The organism is Streptomyces sp. NPDC002076 (assembly GCF_053593835.1).
Genome location: NZ_JBSFDI010000001.1, coordinates 1 through 17,587, shown reverse-complemented (window position 1 = coordinate 17,587; position 17,587 = coordinate 1). Strand labels below are relative to the sequence as shown.

The 17,587-nt window shown below is 72.0% G+C and carries 15 protein-coding genes; 12 read left to right on the top strand and 3 right to left on the bottom strand.

Annotated features, from left to right (window positions below; genetic code table 11):
• Positions 1 to 95: 95 nt before the first annotated feature.
• The 5 genes from lon to ACWCQS_RS00055 all read left to right on the top strand — a co-directional run bounded on the left by lon (position 96) and on the right by ACWCQS_RS00055 (position 5,533).
• A complete protein-coding gene (gene lon, locus ACWCQS_RS00075) occupies positions 96 to 2,516 on the top strand; it encodes an endopeptidase La (protein ID WP_451002376.1) in 2,421 nt (806 codons plus the stop codon).
• 154 nt (positions 2,517 to 2,670) lie between these two features.
• Positions 2,671 to 3,621, top strand: coding sequence for a serine/threonine-protein kinase (locus ACWCQS_RS00070; protein ID WP_451002375.1), 951 nt, complete (start codon positions 2,671 to 2,673; stop codon positions 3,619 to 3,621).
• Positions 3,622 to 3,834: 213 nt separating this feature from the next.
• Positions 3,835 to 4,431, top strand: coding sequence for a hypothetical protein (locus ACWCQS_RS00065; protein ID WP_451002374.1), 597 nt, complete (start codon positions 3,835 to 3,837; stop codon positions 4,429 to 4,431).
• A 116-nt stretch (positions 4,432 to 4,547) separates the two neighbouring features.
• Positions 4,548 to 4,985, top strand: coding sequence for a DUF1153 domain-containing protein (locus ACWCQS_RS00060; protein ID WP_451002373.1), 438 nt, complete (start codon positions 4,548 to 4,550; stop codon positions 4,983 to 4,985).
• Between the two features lie 35 nt (positions 4,986 to 5,020).
• Positions 5,021 to 5,533, top strand: coding sequence for a hypothetical protein (locus ACWCQS_RS00055; RefSeq protein WP_451002372.1), 513 nt, complete (start codon positions 5,021 to 5,023; stop codon positions 5,531 to 5,533).
• Position 5,534: 1 nt separating this feature from the next.
• On the opposite strand, the gene ACWCQS_RS00050 is transcribed toward ACWCQS_RS00055, so the two are convergent.
• Complete coding sequence (locus ACWCQS_RS00050) at positions 5,535 to 7,901, bottom strand: SpoIIE family protein phosphatase (protein ID WP_451002371.1); 2,367 nt, start codon at positions 7,899 to 7,901, stop codon at positions 5,535 to 5,537.
• Positions 7,902 to 8,097: 196 nt separating this feature from the next.
• On the opposite strand from ACWCQS_RS00050, the gene ACWCQS_RS00045 reads away from it, so the two are divergent.
• Positions 8,098 to 8,304, top strand: coding sequence for a response regulator transcription factor (locus ACWCQS_RS00045; RefSeq protein WP_450981211.1), 207 nt, complete (start codon positions 8,098 to 8,100; stop codon positions 8,302 to 8,304).
• A 22-nt stretch (positions 8,305 to 8,326) separates the two neighbouring features.
• Here the strand turns inward: ACWCQS_RS00045 and ACWCQS_RS00040 are convergent, their stop codons facing one another.
• The gene (locus ACWCQS_RS00040) at positions 8,327 to 9,169 is read right to left on the bottom strand and encodes a lysozyme (protein ID WP_451002370.1); all 843 of its coding nucleotides are present in this window, start codon (positions 9,167 to 9,169) and stop codon (positions 8,327 to 8,329) included.
• 235 nt (positions 9,170 to 9,404) lie between these two features.
• Between ACWCQS_RS00040 and ACWCQS_RS00035 the strand changes: the two genes are divergently transcribed.
• Positions 9,405 to 9,896 (top strand): MarR family winged helix-turn-helix transcriptional regulator, encoded by a 492-nt coding sequence (locus tag ACWCQS_RS00035; protein WP_451002369.1) that lies wholly within the window; start codon positions 9,405 to 9,407, stop codon positions 9,894 to 9,896.
• A gap of 36 nt (positions 9,897 to 9,932) precedes the next feature.
• On the opposite strand, the gene ACWCQS_RS00030 is transcribed toward ACWCQS_RS00035, so the two are convergent.
• Positions 9,933 to 10,721 (bottom strand): protein phosphatase 2C domain-containing protein, encoded by a 789-nt coding sequence (locus ACWCQS_RS00030; RefSeq protein WP_451002368.1) that lies wholly within the window; start codon positions 10,719 to 10,721, stop codon positions 9,933 to 9,935.
• Between the two features lie 384 nt (positions 10,722 to 11,105).
• Here ACWCQS_RS00030 and ACWCQS_RS00025 point away from each other — a divergent pair, with 384 nt between their 5' ends.
• Genes ACWCQS_RS00025 through ACWCQS_RS00005 form a run of 5 tightly spaced genes read left to right on the top strand, consistent with a single transcriptional unit; the run spans position 11,106 to position 17,058 of the window.
• Positions 11,106 to 14,228: a nitrate- and nitrite sensing domain-containing protein gene (locus tag ACWCQS_RS00025; RefSeq protein WP_451002367.1), complete on the top strand. Its 3,123-nt coding sequence runs from the start codon at positions 11,106 to 11,108 to the stop codon at positions 14,226 to 14,228.
• Complete coding sequence (locus ACWCQS_RS00020; RefSeq protein ID WP_451002366.1) at positions 14,225 to 14,722, top strand: roadblock/LC7 domain-containing protein; 498 nt, start codon at positions 14,225 to 14,227, stop codon at positions 14,720 to 14,722. Before ACWCQS_RS00025 ends, ACWCQS_RS00020 begins: the two co-directional genes overlap by 4 nt.
• The gene (locus tag ACWCQS_RS00015; RefSeq protein WP_451002365.1) at positions 14,719 to 15,129 is read left to right on the top strand and encodes a DUF742 domain-containing protein; all 411 of its coding nucleotides are present in this window, start codon (positions 14,719 to 14,721) and stop codon (positions 15,127 to 15,129) included. The genes ACWCQS_RS00020 and ACWCQS_RS00015 overlap by 4 nt, the downstream gene beginning before the upstream one ends.
• The gene (locus ACWCQS_RS00010; RefSeq protein ID WP_451002364.1) at positions 15,110 to 15,769 is read left to right on the top strand and encodes a GTP-binding protein; all 660 of its coding nucleotides are present in this window, start codon (positions 15,110 to 15,112) and stop codon (positions 15,767 to 15,769) included. The genes ACWCQS_RS00015 and ACWCQS_RS00010 overlap by 20 nt, the downstream gene beginning before the upstream one ends.
• A 35-nt stretch (positions 15,770 to 15,804) precedes the next feature.
• The gene (locus ACWCQS_RS00005) at positions 15,805 to 17,058 is read left to right on the top strand and encodes a styrene monooxygenase/indole monooxygenase family protein (protein WP_451002363.1); all 1,254 of its coding nucleotides are present in this window, start codon (positions 15,805 to 15,807) and stop codon (positions 17,056 to 17,058) included.
• Positions 17,059 to 17,587: the final 529 nt, after the last annotated feature.

Here is a 17,587-nt window from a genome sequence, read left to right as displayed (position 1 = left end):
AACTTGATCGCTGAGAGCGAACAAGCAAGGGGAACACCAGCCCATCCCCAGCAGTTGAGTCGACATAGCTCAACTTGACTGCCGAAGGGGAGATCATGGCTACTGAGTCCACGGCGTTCACGCTCGTCCTGCCCGTGCTGCCGCTCGACGACGAGGTCGTGCTGCCCGGCATGGTGGTTCCGCTGGACCTGAGCGACGCCGAGGTACGGGCCGCGGTGGAGGCTGCGCAGGCCGCCGCCCGGTCGGAACCGGGCAAGCCCAGGGTGCTGCTGGTGCCACGCATCGACGGCACATACGCGAAGACCGGTGTGCTGGGCACGGTCGAGCAGGTCGGCCGGCTGGCCGACGGTGACCCGGGGGCTCTGATCCGCGGCCGGAGCCGTGTGCGCATCGGAGCCGGCACCACCGGTCCCGGCGCGGCCCTGTGGGTCGAGGGCGCCCGCATCGACGAGAGCGTGCCGGACCCGCTGCCGGGGCAGGTCGCCGACCTCGTCAAGGAGTACAAGGCGCTCGCCACCACCTGGCTGAAGAAGCGCGGCGCCTGGCAGGTCGTGGACCGCGTCCAGGCCATCGACGACGTCTCCGCGCTCGCCGACAACTCCGGCTACTCGCCGTTCCTGACCACCGAACAGAAGGTCGAACTGCTGGAGACCGCCGACCCGGTGGCCCGGCTCAAGCTCGCCACGCAGCAGCTCCGCGACCACCTCGCCGAGCAGGACGTGGCCGAGACCATCGCCAAGGACGTCCAGGAGGGCGTCGACAAGCAGCAGCGCGAGTTCCTGCTGCGTCGTCAGCTGGAGGCCGTCCGCAAGGAACTGCGCGAGCTGAACGGCGATCAGGAAGGCGAGGAGTCCGACGACTACCGCGCCCGCGTCGAGGCCGCCGACCTGCCGGAGAAGGTCCGCGAGGCCGCGCTCAAGGAGGTCGACAAGCTGGAGCGGTCCAGCGACCAGTCCCCGGAGGGCTCCTGGATCCGCACCTGGCTGGACACCGTCCTGGAGATGCCCTGGAACGAGCGGACCGAGGACGCGTACGACATCCAGGGCGCCAAGGCGATCCTGGACGCCGAGCACGCCGGCCTCGAGGACGTGAAGGAGCGCATCACCGAGTACCTCGCGGTGCGCAAGCGCCGCAGCGACCGCGGGCTCGGTGTCATCGGCGGCCGGCGCGGCGGTGCCGTACTGGCCCTGGTCGGCCCGCCCGGCGTCGGTAAGACCAGCCTCGGTGAGTCGGTCGCGCACGCCATGGGCCGCAAGTTCGTCCGCGTCGCCCTCGGCGGCGTCCGCGACGAGGCCGAGATCCGCGGCCACCGCCGCACCTATGTCGGCGCGCTGCCCGGCCGGATCGTGCGGGCGGTCAAGGAGGCCGGCTCGATGAACCCTGTGGTCCTGCTGGACGAGATCGACAAGGTGGGCTCCGACTTCCGCGGCGACCCGGCCGCGGCCCTGCTCGAAGTCCTGGACCCGGCGCAGAACCACACCTTCCGGGACCACTACCTGGAGGTCGAACTCGACCTGTCGGACGTGGTCTTCCTGGCCACCGCCAATGTCCTGGAGGCCATCCCGGAGGCGCTCGCCGACCGTATGGAGATCGTCCGCCTGGACGGCTACACCGAGGACGAGAAGGTCGTCATCGCCCGTGACCACCTGCTCCCGCGCCAGCTGGAGCGGGCGGGGCTCGGCACGGACGAGGTCGCTCTGGACGAGAGCGCCCTGCGCAAGCTGGCCGGCGAGTACACCCGCGAGGCGGGCGTGCGCACCCTGGAGCGGTCCATCGCCCGCCTGCTCCGCAAGGTCGCGGCCCAGCACGAACTGGGCGAGCGGGAGCTGCCGTTCACCGTGACGGACGCCGACCTGCGCGACCTGATCGGGCGCCCGCACCACGTGCCCGAGTCCGCCCAGGACCCGGCCGAGCGCCGTACGGCCGTCCCCGGCGTGGCGACCGGCCTCGCGGTCACCGGCGCCGGCGGTGACGTGCTCTTCGTGGAGGCGTCCCTGGCCGACCCGGAGACGGGCGCGGCGGGCCTGACCCTGACCGGTCAGCTCGGTGACGTGATGAAGGAGTCGGCGCAGATCGCGCTGAGCTTCCTGCGCAGCCACGGCGCCGAACTGGAGCTGCCCGTCGGCGACTTGAAGGACCGGGGCGTGCACATCCACTTCCCGGCGGGCGCGGTCCCGAAGGACGGCCCGAGCGCCGGCATCACGATGACGACGGCTCTCGCGTCGCTGCTGTCCGGGCGGCTGGTCCGTACGGACGTGGCGATGACCGGCGAGGTCTCGCTGACCGGCCGGGTGCTGCCCATCGGCGGCGTCAAGCAGAAGCTGCTCGCCGCCCACCGCGCCGGGGTGACCACCGTGATCATCCCCAAGCGCAACGAACCCGACCTGGACGACGTCCCGGCCGAGGTGCTGGACAGGCTCGACGTCCACACCGTCACCGACGTCCGCCAGGTCCTGGAACTGGCACTCGCGCCCGCGACGAACGGCGCGACGCCGGAGGTTCCCGTGGCGGCGTGACGGACGCCGCGGGAAAGGCGAGGCCCGGGTCCCGTGAGGGAGGCCCGGGCCTTCGCCATGCGCTCGCAGGGGCGGGCGTAGGGGGGAGCCCAGGGGGATCGTACGAGGATCTTCGCATTGCGCTCATATCGGGATAGCTCGATAGAATTCAGTCGTGAGTTGGCCCCCCAAGACCCCCTCCGGTCTGATCGGGGCCGAGATCGCGGGCTACAAGGTGGAGCGCGAACTCGGTCGCGGTGGGATGGCCGTCGTCTACCGCGCCAGGGACCTGCGCCTCGGCCGGACGGTCGCCCTCAAGCTGCTCGCCCCCGAGTACACCAGGAACGACGCCTTCCGCCGCCGCTTCGCCCAGGAATCCCGGGTGGCCGCCGCCATCGACCACCCCAACATCGTCCCCGTCTTCGAGGCCGGCGAGTTCGACGGGGTCCTCTACATCGCCATGTGCTACGTCTCCGGGCAGGACCTGCGCGCCCTGATCGACCGGGAGGGCCCGCTGGCGGTGCCGGTCGCGCTGCGCATCGCGGCCCAGCTGGCCTCCGCCCTGGACGCGGCCCACGCGCGCGACCTGGTGCACCGGGACGTCAAACCCGGCAACGTCCTGATCGCCAAGGTCGTCGACAGCGACCACCCCGAGCACGTCTATCTCACCGACTTCGGGCTGGCCAAGAAGTCGCTGTCGCTCACCGGGTTCACCACCGCGGGCGAGTTCGTCGGCACCCTCGACTACGTGGCGCCCGAGCGGATCGCCGGGCGCCCGGTGGACGGCCGGGCCGACCAGTACAGCCTGGCCTGTGTGGTCCACGAGATGCTCACGGGCGCCCCGCCCTTCCGGCGGGAGGACCACCTGGAACTGCTGTGGGCGCACCAGTACGACCCGCCGCCCGTGCTCAGCAAGGAGCGGCCGGACATTCCGCCGGCCGCCGACGAGGTGCTGCACAAGGCCCTGGCCAAGGCCCCGGACGACCGTCACGGCACCTGTCTGGAGTTCGTCGCGGCCCTGCGGGCGGCCGTCGCCGACTGTGTGCCCCGCCGCCGTACGCCGACCCTGGTGGACCGGGTCCCGCCGCCGGAGCCACCTGCCTGGGCCCGGCGGTTCCTCGGCTGATCCGTGCCGCAGCTGATCTGTGCCGCTTACGCGGGCTTTACCCGACGCCTGTGAGTGCGTCAAGTCCCGAGTCCTCGGAACGTGACCCCGATTTCCCGTTCGGGCCTACTTGAAGCACGGCCTCACCGGAACGGAAATGAGGCGGTCCGAGGGAAACGGAAATCCTCCGGTAATCCCTCTCGGGAAATCCTCACAGTAATTGGGAGAAAGCTCATGACTCGTATCGTTCACACCCACGCCGACGCCCGTCCGAAGCGCCGAGGTCTGCGTTTCGCGACCCTCGCCGCCTCCGCCGCGCTGGTCACCGGGGGTGTCCTTCTGCCTGTCTCCAGTGCGATGGCGGCCCCGATGCCCACCTCGACCGTGGCCTTCGTCCACGGTGGCGGCGCCGGTGGAGCCGGTGGTGACGGCGGCGGCGGCCTGGTCGGTGGCGGCGGTGGTGCCGGTGGATCCGGTGGCGGCAGCGTCCTCGGCACCGGTGGTGACGGTGGGCAGGGCGGCAAGGGCGGCGACGGCGTCCTGGCCGGTGGTGGCGGCGGTGGCGGCGGTGGCGGCGGCGACGGCGTCGTCGGCGGCAAGGGCGGCGACGGCGGCGCCGGCGGCTTCGGCGTCCTGGCCGGTGGTGGCGGCGGCAGCGGCGGTGGCGGTGGCGACGGCACCCTCATCGGCGGCAAGGGCGGCAGCGGCGGCAAGGGCGGCGACAGCGTCTTCCAGGGCGGTAGCGGCGGCAAGGGCGGCAAGGGCGGCTTCGGTGGCCTGTTCGGCGGCGCCGGCGGGTCCGGCGGGGCCGGTGGCTCCAGCCTCTTCTGACCGTCTCCTGTGACCGTCGACGGGGTGGGGGCCACCCGGCCTCCACCCCCGACCGGGCCACAGCGCCCGCACATGAAAAGCCCCACCACACCCCTGATCGGAAAAGGAGACCCCCGATGCCCATGAACTCCTGGCGGCGTCCCCTCACCCTCGCGGCGGCCTCCGTGGCTCTCGTCACCGCCACCGCGTGCGCCGCCCAGGCGGCCACTCACACGGCCCCGGTAGCCGGCGGCTACGCGGCCGCGCCGGCTCATCCGTCCGCGCACTGCGGAGAGGGCGGCGAAGGCGGCAAGGGCGGCGCGCCCGGCAAGCCGGGTGAGCCGGGCAAGCCGGGCAAGCCGGGCTGCTCCCCGCTCGACCTGCACGACCTGCCCGACAAGCCGAAGTCGGATCTCTCGCGGCTGGACAAGGCGCGGATCGCGCTGGCCGTGCTGACCGGCCGGGTGACCCAGGCCGACGCGGCCAAGAAGTACAAGATCTCGGAGAAAGAGATCAGTACATGGGAGCGGCAGCTCCTGAACGGCGACTGGCTCGCATTTCTGCAGACGGACTGAAGTTCCGAGAAGAAGTTCAGAGAAAGGGAAATCCCATGCGCAGCCACTCCTGGAAATTCGGTGTCGGTCTCGCGGTCTCGACCGTGGTGATCGCCGGGGGCGCGATGGCCCCGGCCGCGATGGCCGACACCGGCCCCGTCGGCGGTGGATCCGGCGGCAGCCCGGGCAGCCTGAGCAGCGTCCATGTGGGCAACGGCAGCGTCCGTATCGGCGACTCGATCTGTGCGGGTAACTGCAACGGCACCGTCAACGGCACCAAGGGCGCGGACGGCGGCATCTGCGCCGGGCTCTGCAACGGCAGCGCAGGCGGCGGCGACGGCACCGCCGGCGCACCGGGCAGGAACGGCGGCAGGGGCGGCGACGGCGGGATCTGCGTCGGCGTCTGCTCGGGCAGCGTCAACGGCGGCGCCGGCGGGAACGGCGGCGGCGCGGTGGGCGGGGGCGACGGCGGAGCCGGCGGGCGGGGCGGGAACGGCGGGATCTGCCTCGGCGTCGGCTGCGAGACCAGCGGTCAGGGCGGCCGCGGGGGCAACGGCGGCGACGGCTGACTCAGCCGGGGGCCGCGGCGACCGACTGCTCCGCCCACACCGTCTTGCCGACCCGGTCGTGCCGGGTGCCCCAGCGTTCGGCGAGCTGGGCGACCAGCAGCAGGCCCCGGCCGCCCTCGTCGAAGATGCGGGCGCGCCGCATGTGCGGGGTGGTGCCGCTGGAGTCGTACACCTCGCAGATCAGGGTCGCGTCCTGGTGGATCAGCCGGAGCTGGATGGGCGGGCGGCCGTAGCGGATGGCGTTGGTGACCAGCTCGCTGACCATCAGCTCGGTGGTGAAGGAGACCTCGTCCAGGCCCCAGGCGGACAGCTGGGCGCAGGCCAGGTGGCGGGCCTGGGCGACGTCCTCGGGGTCGCTCGGCAGCTCCCAGGCGGCGACCCGGTCCTCGTGCAGGACCCGGGTGCGGGCGACGAGCAGGGCGATGTCGTCGTCGGGGCGATGGGTGAGCAGCTCGGTGAGCACGTGGTCGCAGACCGCGTCCAGTGACCGCGCGGGCCGCACCAGCGCGGCGAACATCTTGTCCAGCGCCTCGTCGATGTCGTGCTCGCGGGCCTCGAACAGCCCGTCGGTGTACAGGGCGAGCAGGCTGCCCTCGGGCAGTTCGGTCTCGGTGGCCTCGAACGGCAGCCCGCCGAGCCCGAGCGGCGGGCCCGCGGGCACGTCCAGGAAGCGCACGGTGCCGTCCGGCGTGACCACTGCAGGCGGCGGATGGCCGGCCCGGGCCAGGGTGCACCGGCGGGAGACCGGGTCGTAGACCGCGTACAGACAGGTGGTGCCGATGCCGCCGGCGGTCTCGGCGGTCGGGTCCGTGCTGCCCTCGTCGGCGGCGAGCCGCAGCACCAGGTCGTCGAGGTGGGTGAGGAGTTCGTCGGCCGGCAGATCGACGTCGGCCAGGGTGCGCACGGCGGTGCGCAGCCGGCCCATGGTGGCCGAGGCGCGGATCCCGTGGCCCACCACGTCCCCCACGACCAGCGCCACCCGCGCCCCGGACAGCGGGATGACGTCGAACCAGTCGCCGCCCACCCCGGCCCGCGTCGCGGCGGGCAGATAGCGGGTGGCGATCTCCAGGGCCGCCTGTTCGGGCAGCGTGTGCGGGAGCAGGCTCTGCTGGAGGGCCATGGTGGTGGTGCGGGACTTGGTGTAGGAGCGCGCCTGCCGGATGCCGGCGGCCGCCTTGTCCGTGAACTCCTGGGCCAGCCGCAGATCCTCCGGGCCGAACGGCTCGCGGCCGGGCCGCCGGCCGAACAGCGCCACCCCGAGCGTGCTGCCCTGGGCGAGCAGCGGCACCGCCAGCAGTGAGCGCGCCCCGGACGCGCGCAGCCACGCCGCACCCGGGTCCACCGCCGCCCACTCGGCGACGAGCGGGTCCGCCGTGTCGTACAGCAGGGGCCGGCCGGCCGTCAGACACCGGGCCGGGGGTGAGTCCGGCGGGCAGACGACCGCCTCGCCGACGCCGCTGCCGTAGGCCGGACCCACGCCGTCGGGCATGGCGCGCAGCGCGGCGCGGCGCAGGACTACCGGGCCGGGCCGCGGGGCGGGTTCCTCGCCCGCCTCGCGGGGGGAGTCGAGCAGGTCGACCGCCATGACGTCGGCGAGCCGGGGGACGGTGACCTCACCGAGCTCCTGTGCGGCGCGGGCCTGGTCGGCGGCCATGCCGACGCGCGAGCCGCTGTCGGCCGACGGGCGTTGCCCGGCGGCGGAGTCCTGGGCGGGCGTCTGGGTGGACAGGCAGACGGCGCGCACCCGGCCGCCGGCGTCCTTCAGCGGGGTGAGCACGGCACTTCGGCCCAGTTCCGCGCCGAGCCGGGCCCGGGCCTCCTGCGGTCGGCCGGTCTCCAGCGCGAGCCGCATCGACAGTTCGGCCTCCTCGCTCGCGGAGCCGGGCACGATGTGCGGCAGCCCGAGTCCACGCATCGCGGCCTCGGGCAGGGCGAGGGCGTGTTCCATACGGCGGTTGGCGCGCACGAGCCGCAGCTGGGCGTCGAAGATCGCCAGCGGGAAGGGGGACTGCAGGAACGTCCACTCCTCCAGCGGTTCGCCCCGGGGCGGCTGCGCACGGGCCGTCACGGCGCTCACCACGAGCCAGTCGGTGACGCCGGTTTCCGAGGTCCGGCGGTGCGCGAGCACGCCCAGTTCCAGCAGCCGGCCGTCGCGGTGCCGCAGCGGGACGGTGCCGTTCCAGCGGTCCCGGCCGGCGACGATCCGCCGGGCCGCCGAGCCGTCGGTGGCGAGGAGCGCGGTGGCGGGCCGTCCGACGACGGCCGGTGCGTCATAGCCGAGGAGCCGCCGGGCGCCTTCGCTCCACGCGGTGAGAATGCCCTGCTCATCGATGGTGGCCGTGGCCGTGTACGTCGACTGTCGCTCCATCGCCGCTCATCTCGCCCTTGCTCGGCAGGCTCTCCTGACCAGCATGATCCCGGGCGGCGCGGAGCACCAACGCAGGGCCGCGGCAAGAAATCCGCGGCCGTCCGCAACCGGTCGGGGGTTGCCCGGCGTGAAGGAGACAAATGCCCTTATTCCGGCATTACCCATCCTGCTGGGGGGTGACAACAAGGAGGACTCGATGACTGGCGTTACGGCCCGGCCGCTGACCGATCGCGAACGGGAGACGCTCCGACATATCGCGGCGGGCCGCACCTATCTCCAGACGGCCCGCGCCATGGGCGTGTCCCGGCACACCGTGGACACCTACATGCGACGCATCCGCGCCAAGCTCGGCCACACGAGCATGGCCGAGCTGACGCGGATCGCGATTTCCCTGGGGCTGTGAGGGATCAGGGGTCTGTGAGGGCTCAGCCGTTGGCCAGGGCCTGCACCCGGTCCAGCGCCCCGTTGAACTTGTCGTGGTCGCCGACGGTCGGGCCGGAGGAGGTGTACTGCCACATCGTGTAGTACGACCAGCCGGCCGGCAGCGTCCCCGGGTCCGAGGCGTAGCGGGCGATCCACAGCGGGTTGTTCACCGCGAAGCCGCCGTAGTTGCCGGTGCAGTCGCTCCACCAGCTGGTGGCCGTGTAGATCACGGCGTCCCGGCCGGTCAGGGACTTGTAGGTGTTCAGGAAGTCGGCGATCCAGCTGACCATCTGGCTCGCGGTCTTGCCGTAGCACTCGGCGCCGTACGGGTTCCACTCGATGTCGAGCGCGCCGGGCAGGGTCTTGCCGTCCCGGGACCAGCCGCCGCCGTGGCCGACGAAGTAGCTCGCCTGGGTGGCGCCGCTGGTGGTGTCCGGGGTCGCGAAGTGGTAGGCGCCGCGGATCATGCCGATGTTGTACGAGCCGTTGTACTGCTGGGCGAAGTACGGGTTCGTGTAGTACGTGCCTTCCGTCGCCTTCGTGTACGCCCAGCGCACCCCGCTGTTCCACAGGGTCGACCAGGCGACGTTGCCCTGGTACCCGGAGACGTCCACGCCCTCGGTCTGGGTGACGTCACCGGAGGTCGGGGTGCCGTGCCGGCCGTCGTGCGCGAGGACCCCCATGCCCATGTAGGCGGAGCCGCGGCTGGGCGTGCTCGCGGCGTGGGCGGAGGTGAGCGGGAGGGTCAGGGAGAGCGCCGCGAGCAGGGCCGTGACCAGGACGGCGAGGGGGCGCGGGCGGAGAGAGCGGGCGGAGTGGTCGGAGCCGGGTCTGTGCACGGGCATGACGTGCCTCCGGAGAGTGGGGTGGGGGGAACGTGGCTGTGACCGTGTACCGGATGCCGCACTGGCGTGGGCATGCCATTCATTGCCTGGTAAAGAAGCTACGCACGTAGATGACGACGGGGAAGGGGGTCCGGACGCCGCCGTTGGTCTAGCCCTGCGAAATACTTACAGAGCTGCGGCAATGACGACTTTTGGCAGAAACTTTCAGGACGCGAAACCGAGCAGGGGTGCTGACGTGCACGAGGACGGAAACGGCGGCGCACATGGCGGCGCCCAGCAGATGACGCCCAGTGGTGCAGACCAGGAATTCCTGGCACTGGAACGGGAGTTGACCGTACTGCTCAGGCGGGCCCGGGCCAACCAGGGGGAGATGGCCCGCGAGGTCCATCCCGACCTGGAGTCCTCCGCGTACGGCCTGCTCATCCGGCTGGACGAGTGCGGCGGCCAGCGGGCCACGGAGCTCGCCGGCTACATCGGCGTCGGCAAGGCCACCATGTCCCGCCAGCTGCGCGCCCTGGAGGAGCTGGGCCTGATCGCCCGCGAACCCGACCCCGCCGACGGCCGCGCCTGGCTAGTCACCCTGACCGAGGAGGGCCGCGGCCGGGTCGGCAAGGTCCGCGAGGCCCGCCGCGCCCGCTACGTCCGCCAACTCGCCCACTGGGACCGCCGCGAGGTCGCGGAACTGGCCCGGCTCCTGCATCAGTTGAACGGGGTCATGGAGAGGTAGGAGAGGCCGCGTGGAAGCGTGGCGGAGGCGGGGGGATCACAGCTCTGTGTACACCACCGTCGCGTCGTCGTGTGTCTTGCTCCGGCCCAGGAACGCCCGCTGGTCGCGGTCCGCCGTCTCCAGTTCCCGTACCCGGTCCACCAGTGACCGGGCGCCCTGCTTCGCGACCGTCTCGAACAGGGCCTGCCAGTCGCCCTCATGGAACTTCTCCGTCCAGCGGGCCGCGCCGTCCGTCAGCGCGGCCAGGGCGCGGACCTCGCCCCGGGGCACCGTGCCGGCGACCGCGCGGGCGGCCACCGAGGGATCGGCGGCGGCCGTGAAGAAGCCGCCCTCCTGGTTGCGCAGGGTGGCGTCCACCACGGCGTCCGTGGTGAGCGCGGAGCGCGGGAGCCGGGCCAGCCGGTCGTCCAGGACCGGGGTGACCGTCCCGTCGGTGCCCTGCAGCAGCAGCGCGGAGTCGGACAGCACCAGGTACTCGACGGTCTCGGCGGACCAGCGGGCCAGGACCACGGTTGCCTGCGGGGTTCGCGGGTGAGAAAGCTCACAGGTTCGCGCGTGGGCCTCGGCGGTGCGGCCGATCGCCCGCGACAGAATCTCCGGCAGCGTCAGATCTCCGCTCGAAACGGTCAGTTCGGTCAGTGCGCCGCCGAGCCGGGCGGTGAACCAGGCGACGGAATGCAGACACCCCGTCTCACCTCGTGGCGGCGTCACTCCGTCCAGGACGATCACACAACCGCCCTGTCCGGAAGCGGGTAGTCCGACACCGGCGAAGTCCTCATTGGGTCGGTTCGCGTCACCGGGTTCCGAAACGAGATCAGTTCGCATTCAGCCAGTCTGCACGAGGCCTTCACAGGATGCGCCAAAGGCTGGCAACCGCCCCAGAATTGGCACGACCTCGCAGGTCAGCCGCCTGTTTTGGGGTGGAATCGGCCACTCCGGGAAGGCGTGGTGGCGAATACTGCCAAAGCCTGCCCCGCTCGTCCAACCGGCATGCCGCGCAAGGGCACCGCACGGGCCAGAGGAACTTGCCCGCCAACTCCCCTCCGATGTTCACTCCTTCGGGTGGCGGGTCAGGTGATGCGCGACCACTGCCCACCGGCGCTGGGAGGGTCGGGAACCGTACGAACCGGGTGTACGCACCACTTGGCACCGAGATGACGGAGTGCCACCCGGGTCCTTGGCTAGTCGAGTTCAGGAATGCGAGCACCGGTGCAGATGAAGCGGCCTCGGCGCACAGGCAGGCAGACGGCCCCCACGGGGACCGAACCGCAGACCCCCGTGGGCACCGGCCGCCCCACCCATGTGCGCACCCGACTGATCGTCGCCGTCGCCGTGGTGGCCGCCGCCGTCGCGGGAGCCGGCGTGCCCTCCCTGCTCACCGCCTCCCAGGACGTCAGCGACTCCCAGGACCTGGTGACGCTGGCCGGCCGCACCCAGGACGCCCTCGCCCTCGCGAACTCCCTCGCCGACGAGCGCGACGAGGTCACCTCCTACATCGCGGCCGGCCGCCCCGAGTCCAAGGCCCCCTCCGAGGACCGCAGCGCCCGTGTCGACCGCCAGGTCGAGGACCTGCGCGCCGAGGACGACACCCCGGCGAGCCTGCGCGGCGACCTCGACGGCATCGCCGCCGTCCGCCGGGCCGCCCTCACCGGCAAGACCACGGCCCTCCAGGCCCACCAGGCGTACTCGGCCGCCATCACCGAGCTGCACCGCCTCGCCGAGCAGCTGGCCGATCGGACACCCCCGCGGGCCGGCTCCGGCGCCCATGCGCTCGCCGAGCTGGACACCGCCGTCCAGCAGTCCGCCGCCGCCCGCGGCCTGCTGCTCGCCGCGCTGAACGTGCCGTCCACCACCCGGACGGTGATCAGCCCCGTCACCGGGCTGCCCACCACGACCTCCACCACCTCCGAGGCCGACCGGAAACAGCGCGACCGACTGACCGCCGCCGCCCAGCAGGCCCGGCTGCGCGCCGACGCCGCCCTCGCCGACTTCCGCGCGACCGCGCCCAAGGCGGCCGTCGACTCCTACGACTCCACGGTCACCGGCCCCGAGGTCAACTCGGCCGAGAAGTACCTCGCCACGCTCACCGACCAGCCGACGCTGGCCGACAGCGAGCTGACCACCAGCACCAAGAAGCTGGACGCGGCCCTGTCCGCCCGCGTCGACGAGATGCGCGGCGCGGAGTCGGCCCTCTACGACCACCGCACCAAGGACCTGGCGAAACTCCGCGACGACGACGTCACGGCGCTGGAGATCCGCATCGCCGTGCTCGGTGCGCTCATGCTGGTCGCGGTCGGCCTCGCCACGGCCATGGCCCGCACCCTGACCCGTCCCCTGTCGGTGCTGCGCCGCGGCTCTGCCCGCCTGGCGGAGTCCGGCGACCCGGCGTCCCAGGAGCCGATCGCCTTCACCGGCCGCAACGACGAGTTCGCCCAGGTCGTCCGCTCGGTCAACGCCCTGCACGGGCACGCGGCGGCCCTGCACGAGCGCGTGGCCACGCTGGAGACGGACCGCAAGCACCTGGTCGGCCAGCGCCAGAAGATGGCCGACGCCCGCGAGGAACTCCGCGCCGAACTCGCCGAGTCCGCCGCACAGCTGGAGCGGCTGCGCACCAGCATCGGCGGCACGTTCGTCAACCTGGCCCTGCGCACCCTCGGCCTGGTCGAACGCCAGCTCGCGGTCATCGAGGGACTGGAGGAACGCGAACAGGACCCCGACCGCCTCGCCACGCTCTTCAAGCTGGACCACTTCGCCACGGTCATGCGCCGCCACAGCGAGAACCTCCTGGTCCTGGCCGGCGCCGAGCACGTCCAGCAGCACCACGGCCCGGTGCCGCTGGTCGACGTGGTCCGCGCGGGCGTCAGCGAGATCGAGCGCTACGAGCGGGTCCGGATCGCGGCGCTTCCCCCGCACGCGCATGTGGCGGGCTTCGCGGCGGACGACCTGTCCCACCTGCTGGCCGAGCTGATGGAGAACGCCACGTCGTTCTCCCCGCCGGACGTGCCCGTCGAGCTCTCCGGCTGGCTGCTGGAGAGCGGCGAGGTGATGCTCTCCGTCCAGGACGAGGGCATCGGCATGGCGGCCGACCGCCTGGACCTGCTCAACGCCCGCCTGAGCGACTTCGACGCCGAGACCCACTACGACAACGAGGGCGACGCCGGCCTCGGCCTCGGCCTGTACGTCGTCGCCCGCCTCGCCCACCGCCACGGTGTCCGGGTGCGACTGCGTGAGCAGAAGCAGGGCGGCATCGCCGCGGTGGTCGTCCTCCCGGCCACCCTGCTCAGTGAGGCCCCGCCCACCGCCCTGCCCCCGCAGACCTCGTCCGCGAGCACCACGGGCACCTTCTCCCTCCCCGGCGCCGACGCCGAGGTCAACTCCAATGTCCTCCACGGCCGCACCAAGGACACCGACCCCCTGGTCGCCCTGGCGGAACGAGCGGTGGCACACGCCTCCGACGCCAAGACGAAGTCCGACCCCGCCGAGCCCGCCCCTCCAGCAGAGCCAACGGCACCCACGGCCGAGACCAGGACCGCCTACGGCGACCTGACCGACACGGAGAACGCCCTCGCCCCCACCGGCTCGGCGGAGCACGCGACGCAGGACGCCTTCGGCGTGCCGGCCGGGGATGCGGTGCGGGATGCTTTCGGTGGCTCGGCCGGTGACTCGGTGCGGGACGCCTTCGGAAGGCCAGCCGGTGACGGGGCGCAGGAGACCTTCGGTGGGCCGGCCGGTGGCGCGGCTCGGGACGCCTTCGGTGGCTCGGTCGGGCACTCGGCCCGGGACGCCTTCCGTGCTCGGAGCGGGCAGGCGGCCCAGGAAGCGGCGTTCGGCCAGGCGGAACACGCGGTCCATGAGCAGGCCGCGTCGGCCGGCCAGGACGCCGAGACCCGCCCGAAGGCGCCGCCGGAGACCTTCGCGGAGTCGACGATGGAGCTGCTGCTCCCGGACTTGACGCAGGGGCCCACGGCCGAGCGCCCGGACGCGCCGCAGGCACTGCCCACGGCCCCACAGGCCGACGACGGCGGACGCGCCCCCCAGGGGCCACTCGCACCCGACGACGAAAGCCGCACGGGTGGTGCGGGTGGGCACGAATCCGCCGAAGGCGAAGCCGAGGCGGTCACCGCCAAGGGCCTCCCCAAGCGCACACCCAAGATCACCGTACCGACCCAGGCCCCGCGCCAGCGGACCCGCTCTGTGGACGCCGAAGCCCTCCGCAGGAGACTCGGCGGGTTCCGCCAGGGCGCCCAGGCCGGCTACCGCGAAGCAGAGGCAGAGATCACATCACGTACCGAAACAGCCACGGGGGGCACAGCCGAGGAGGCAAGCAGTTGACCGCGCCCAGTACCTACGGACTGAGCAGTGAAGCCCGCAACCTGCACTGGCTGCTGACCAACCTGGTGGAGGAAGTCCCCGGCATCGAGTCGGTCGCCGTGGTCTCCTCCGACGGCCTGCTGCTGCTCTCGTCCGACCCCGGCCACACCGAGCAGTCCCGCCGGACCCGCCCGGCGAAGGGCCCCCGCGGCTCCTCCGCCGACCTGGCCACCATCGTCTCCGGCATCGGCAGCCTCACCGTCGGCGCCGCGAAGCTGATGGACCTCGGCGGCGTCAAGCACACGATGATCGCGATGGAGGAAGGCAGCCTGTTCGTCATGTCGATCAGCGACGGCTCGCTGCTCGGCGTGCACGGTTCCGCCGAGTGCGACATGAGCGTGGTGGCGTACCACATGGCGCTGTTCGTCGGCCGCGCCGGCCACGTCCTCACCCCGGAACTCCGCAGCGAGCTGCGCAAGTCCCTGGAGGCCGAGTCGGCGGGGAGCGCCCGATGAGCGGCTCCGCGAGGAAACTCCCCGTGCGCGGCGGCGACCGCAAACCCGCCCGCGTCCGCCCCTACTCGCTCACCGGCGGCCGTACCCGCTTCGGCCACGTACTCCTCGTGGAGACGTTCGTGGCGGCCCTCGAAGCCCCCGAGGAGCGCAAGGAACTGACGAATGGTTCCCTCAGCACCCGGGTGATGCCCGAGATGCAGGCCATCGTCGAACTGTGCCGCCGTATGCGCACGGTGGCCGAGATAGCCGCGCTGCTGAGTATGCCGCTCGGCGTGGTCCGCGTGCTCCTGAGCGACCTCGCGGACCAGGGAAAGATCCGTGTGTACGGCACCGGGACCGGTCACGGCACCGGCCGTCCGGACCGCGCTCTGCTGGAAAGGGTGCTGAGTGGACTCCGTCGTCTCTGACGCCGCCGCCTCCGCCGCCGGAGGCGCTCCCCTCGTCGCCGGATTCACCGAGCCCGACGAGGACCTGAAGTCCTGGCAGACGGACCGCACCCGGGCCCCCATCGCCACGAAGATAGTCGTGGCGGGAGGCTTCGGTGTCGGCAAGACCACCCTGGTCACCGCCGTCTCGGAGATCACGCCCCTGCAGACCGAGGCGCTGATGACCGAGGCGAGCGAGGAGACCGACGACCTCACCGCCACGCCGGGCAAGCTCACCACCACCGTGGCCATGGACTTCGGCCGCATCACGCTCGACGACGACCTGGTGCTCTACCTGTTCGGCACGCCGGGCCAGCAGCGGTTCTGGTTCATGTGGGACGACCTCGTGCGCGGTGCGATCGGCGCCGTCGTGCTGGCCGACACCCGCCGCCTGAAGGACTGCTTCCCCGCGCTGGACTACTTCGAGAGCTGCGGGCTGCCGTACGTCGTCGCCGTCAACCACTTCGACGGCAGTGAGTTGTTCGAGCCGGACGACGTACGGGAGGCGCTGACGATCCCCGAGCACATCCCTGTCATGATCATGGATGCGCGGCGTCGGATCTCGGTCATCGAGACACTGCTGTCCCTGGTCGGCCACGCGCTGGACGAAACCCCCGAGTAGTCCCCGAGCAGTACCCGTTAGGAGTCCCCACCCGCATGCGGAAGATACTCGTCGTCGGAGCCGGCCAGTCCGGTCTCCAGCTCGCCCTCGGCCTGCAGTCGCACGGCTACGAGGTCACCCTGATGTCGAACCGGACCGCGGACGAGATCCGCACCGGCCGGGTCATGTCGACGCAGTGCATGTTCCACACGGCACTGCAGCACGAGCGCGATCTCCAGCTGAACTTCTGGGAGTCCCAGGCCCCGAAGATCGAAGGACTCGGCGTCTCGGTCGCGGCCCCGGGCTCGCACGACCCGGGCCCCACGCAGCGGGCGATCGACTGGGTGGGCAAGCTGGACGGGTACGCGCAGTCGGTCGACCAGCGGGTGAAGATGGCCGGCTGGATGGAGACCTTCGCGCAGCGCGGCGGCCAGCTGGTCATCCACGGCGCGGCGGTCGGCGACCTCGACTACTTCTCCCGTACGTACGACCTCGTCCTGGTCTCGGCGGGCAAGGGCGAGCTGGTCCAGATGTTCGGCCGCGACGCCTCCCGCTCCCCGTACAGCGAGCCGCAGCGCGCGCTCGCGGTGTCGTACGTCCACGGTCTCGGCCCCCGCCCGGAGCACCCGGACTTCCTGGCCGTCCGCTGCAACCTGGTGCCCGGTGTCGGCGAGCTGTTCGTCATGCCGACGCTCACCACCTCCGGACCGGCCGACATCCTGTTCTGGGAGGGCATACCCGGCGGCCCGCTCGACGTCTTCAACGGCGTCAAGGACCCGGCGGAGCACCTCTCCCTGACCCTGGAACTCATGGAGAAGTTCACGCCCTGGGAGTACGCGCGGGCGACGAAGGTCGAACTGACGGACGCGGGCGGCACGCTGGCCGGCCGCTACGCTCCCACGGTCCGCAACCCGATCGGCCGCCTCCCCGGCGGCGGCCTGGTCCTGGGCGTGGCGGACGTGGTCGTGGCCAACGACCCGATCACCGGCCAGGGCTCCAACTCGGCGTCCAAGTGCGCGGCGTCGTACCTCGCCTCCATCCTGGAGCAGGGTGAGAAGCCGTTCGACGAGGAGTGGATGCAGGCCACGTTCGACCGGTACTGGAACACCGCACAGCACGTCACCAAGTGGACGAACGCGATGCTCATGCCGCCGCCGGAGCACATCCTGAACCTCATCGGAGCGGCCGGCCAGCTCCAGCCGGTCGCCGACCGCTTCGCCAACGCGTTCAACGACCCCTCCGACTTCGAGAACTTCTTCTACGAGCCGGAGAAGACGGCCGCCTACTTGGCCTCGGTCGCCGGCGCCTGACAGACGTTCATCGCCCTCGGACGGCCCACGGACGGCCCCGGCTGCACCGGGGCCGTCTCGATCGGGCACGCAGGGCACGGGCCGGACTTCCCTGTGGAAAGGCGGTCGCCAGTCGCCCCAAAGCCCAGTCGTCGGTGCACCGGTCGGCCCGGGTCCGGCCCACCATGACCGCCCCGGTCACCACGTGGCCGGCGACCTCCTGCACCCGTACCACCAGGCCGAGCCCATTGGCTCCCGGGTTCCCCGCGGACCGTAGGACACGTCGAGCACCTCACACCGGTGAGCCTGCAAGAGGAACCGTTCGCCGCGACGCAGAACAACCGGTCGTCGGCGAAGTAGGCGTACACGGCAGTCTTCGCACGTCCCATGCCTAGGCCCTGTCGTCAAATTCCCGCCTGCTCGGCGGGCGGACGACGGGAATTTGACGACAGGGCCTAGAAGACTCATGAAGATCTTGGTGAGGGGCTGTCCGGGCATAGGCCGGGCAGCCCCTGTTCGCTATGCGGTGGCCGGGGCGAGTTGCCAGCTG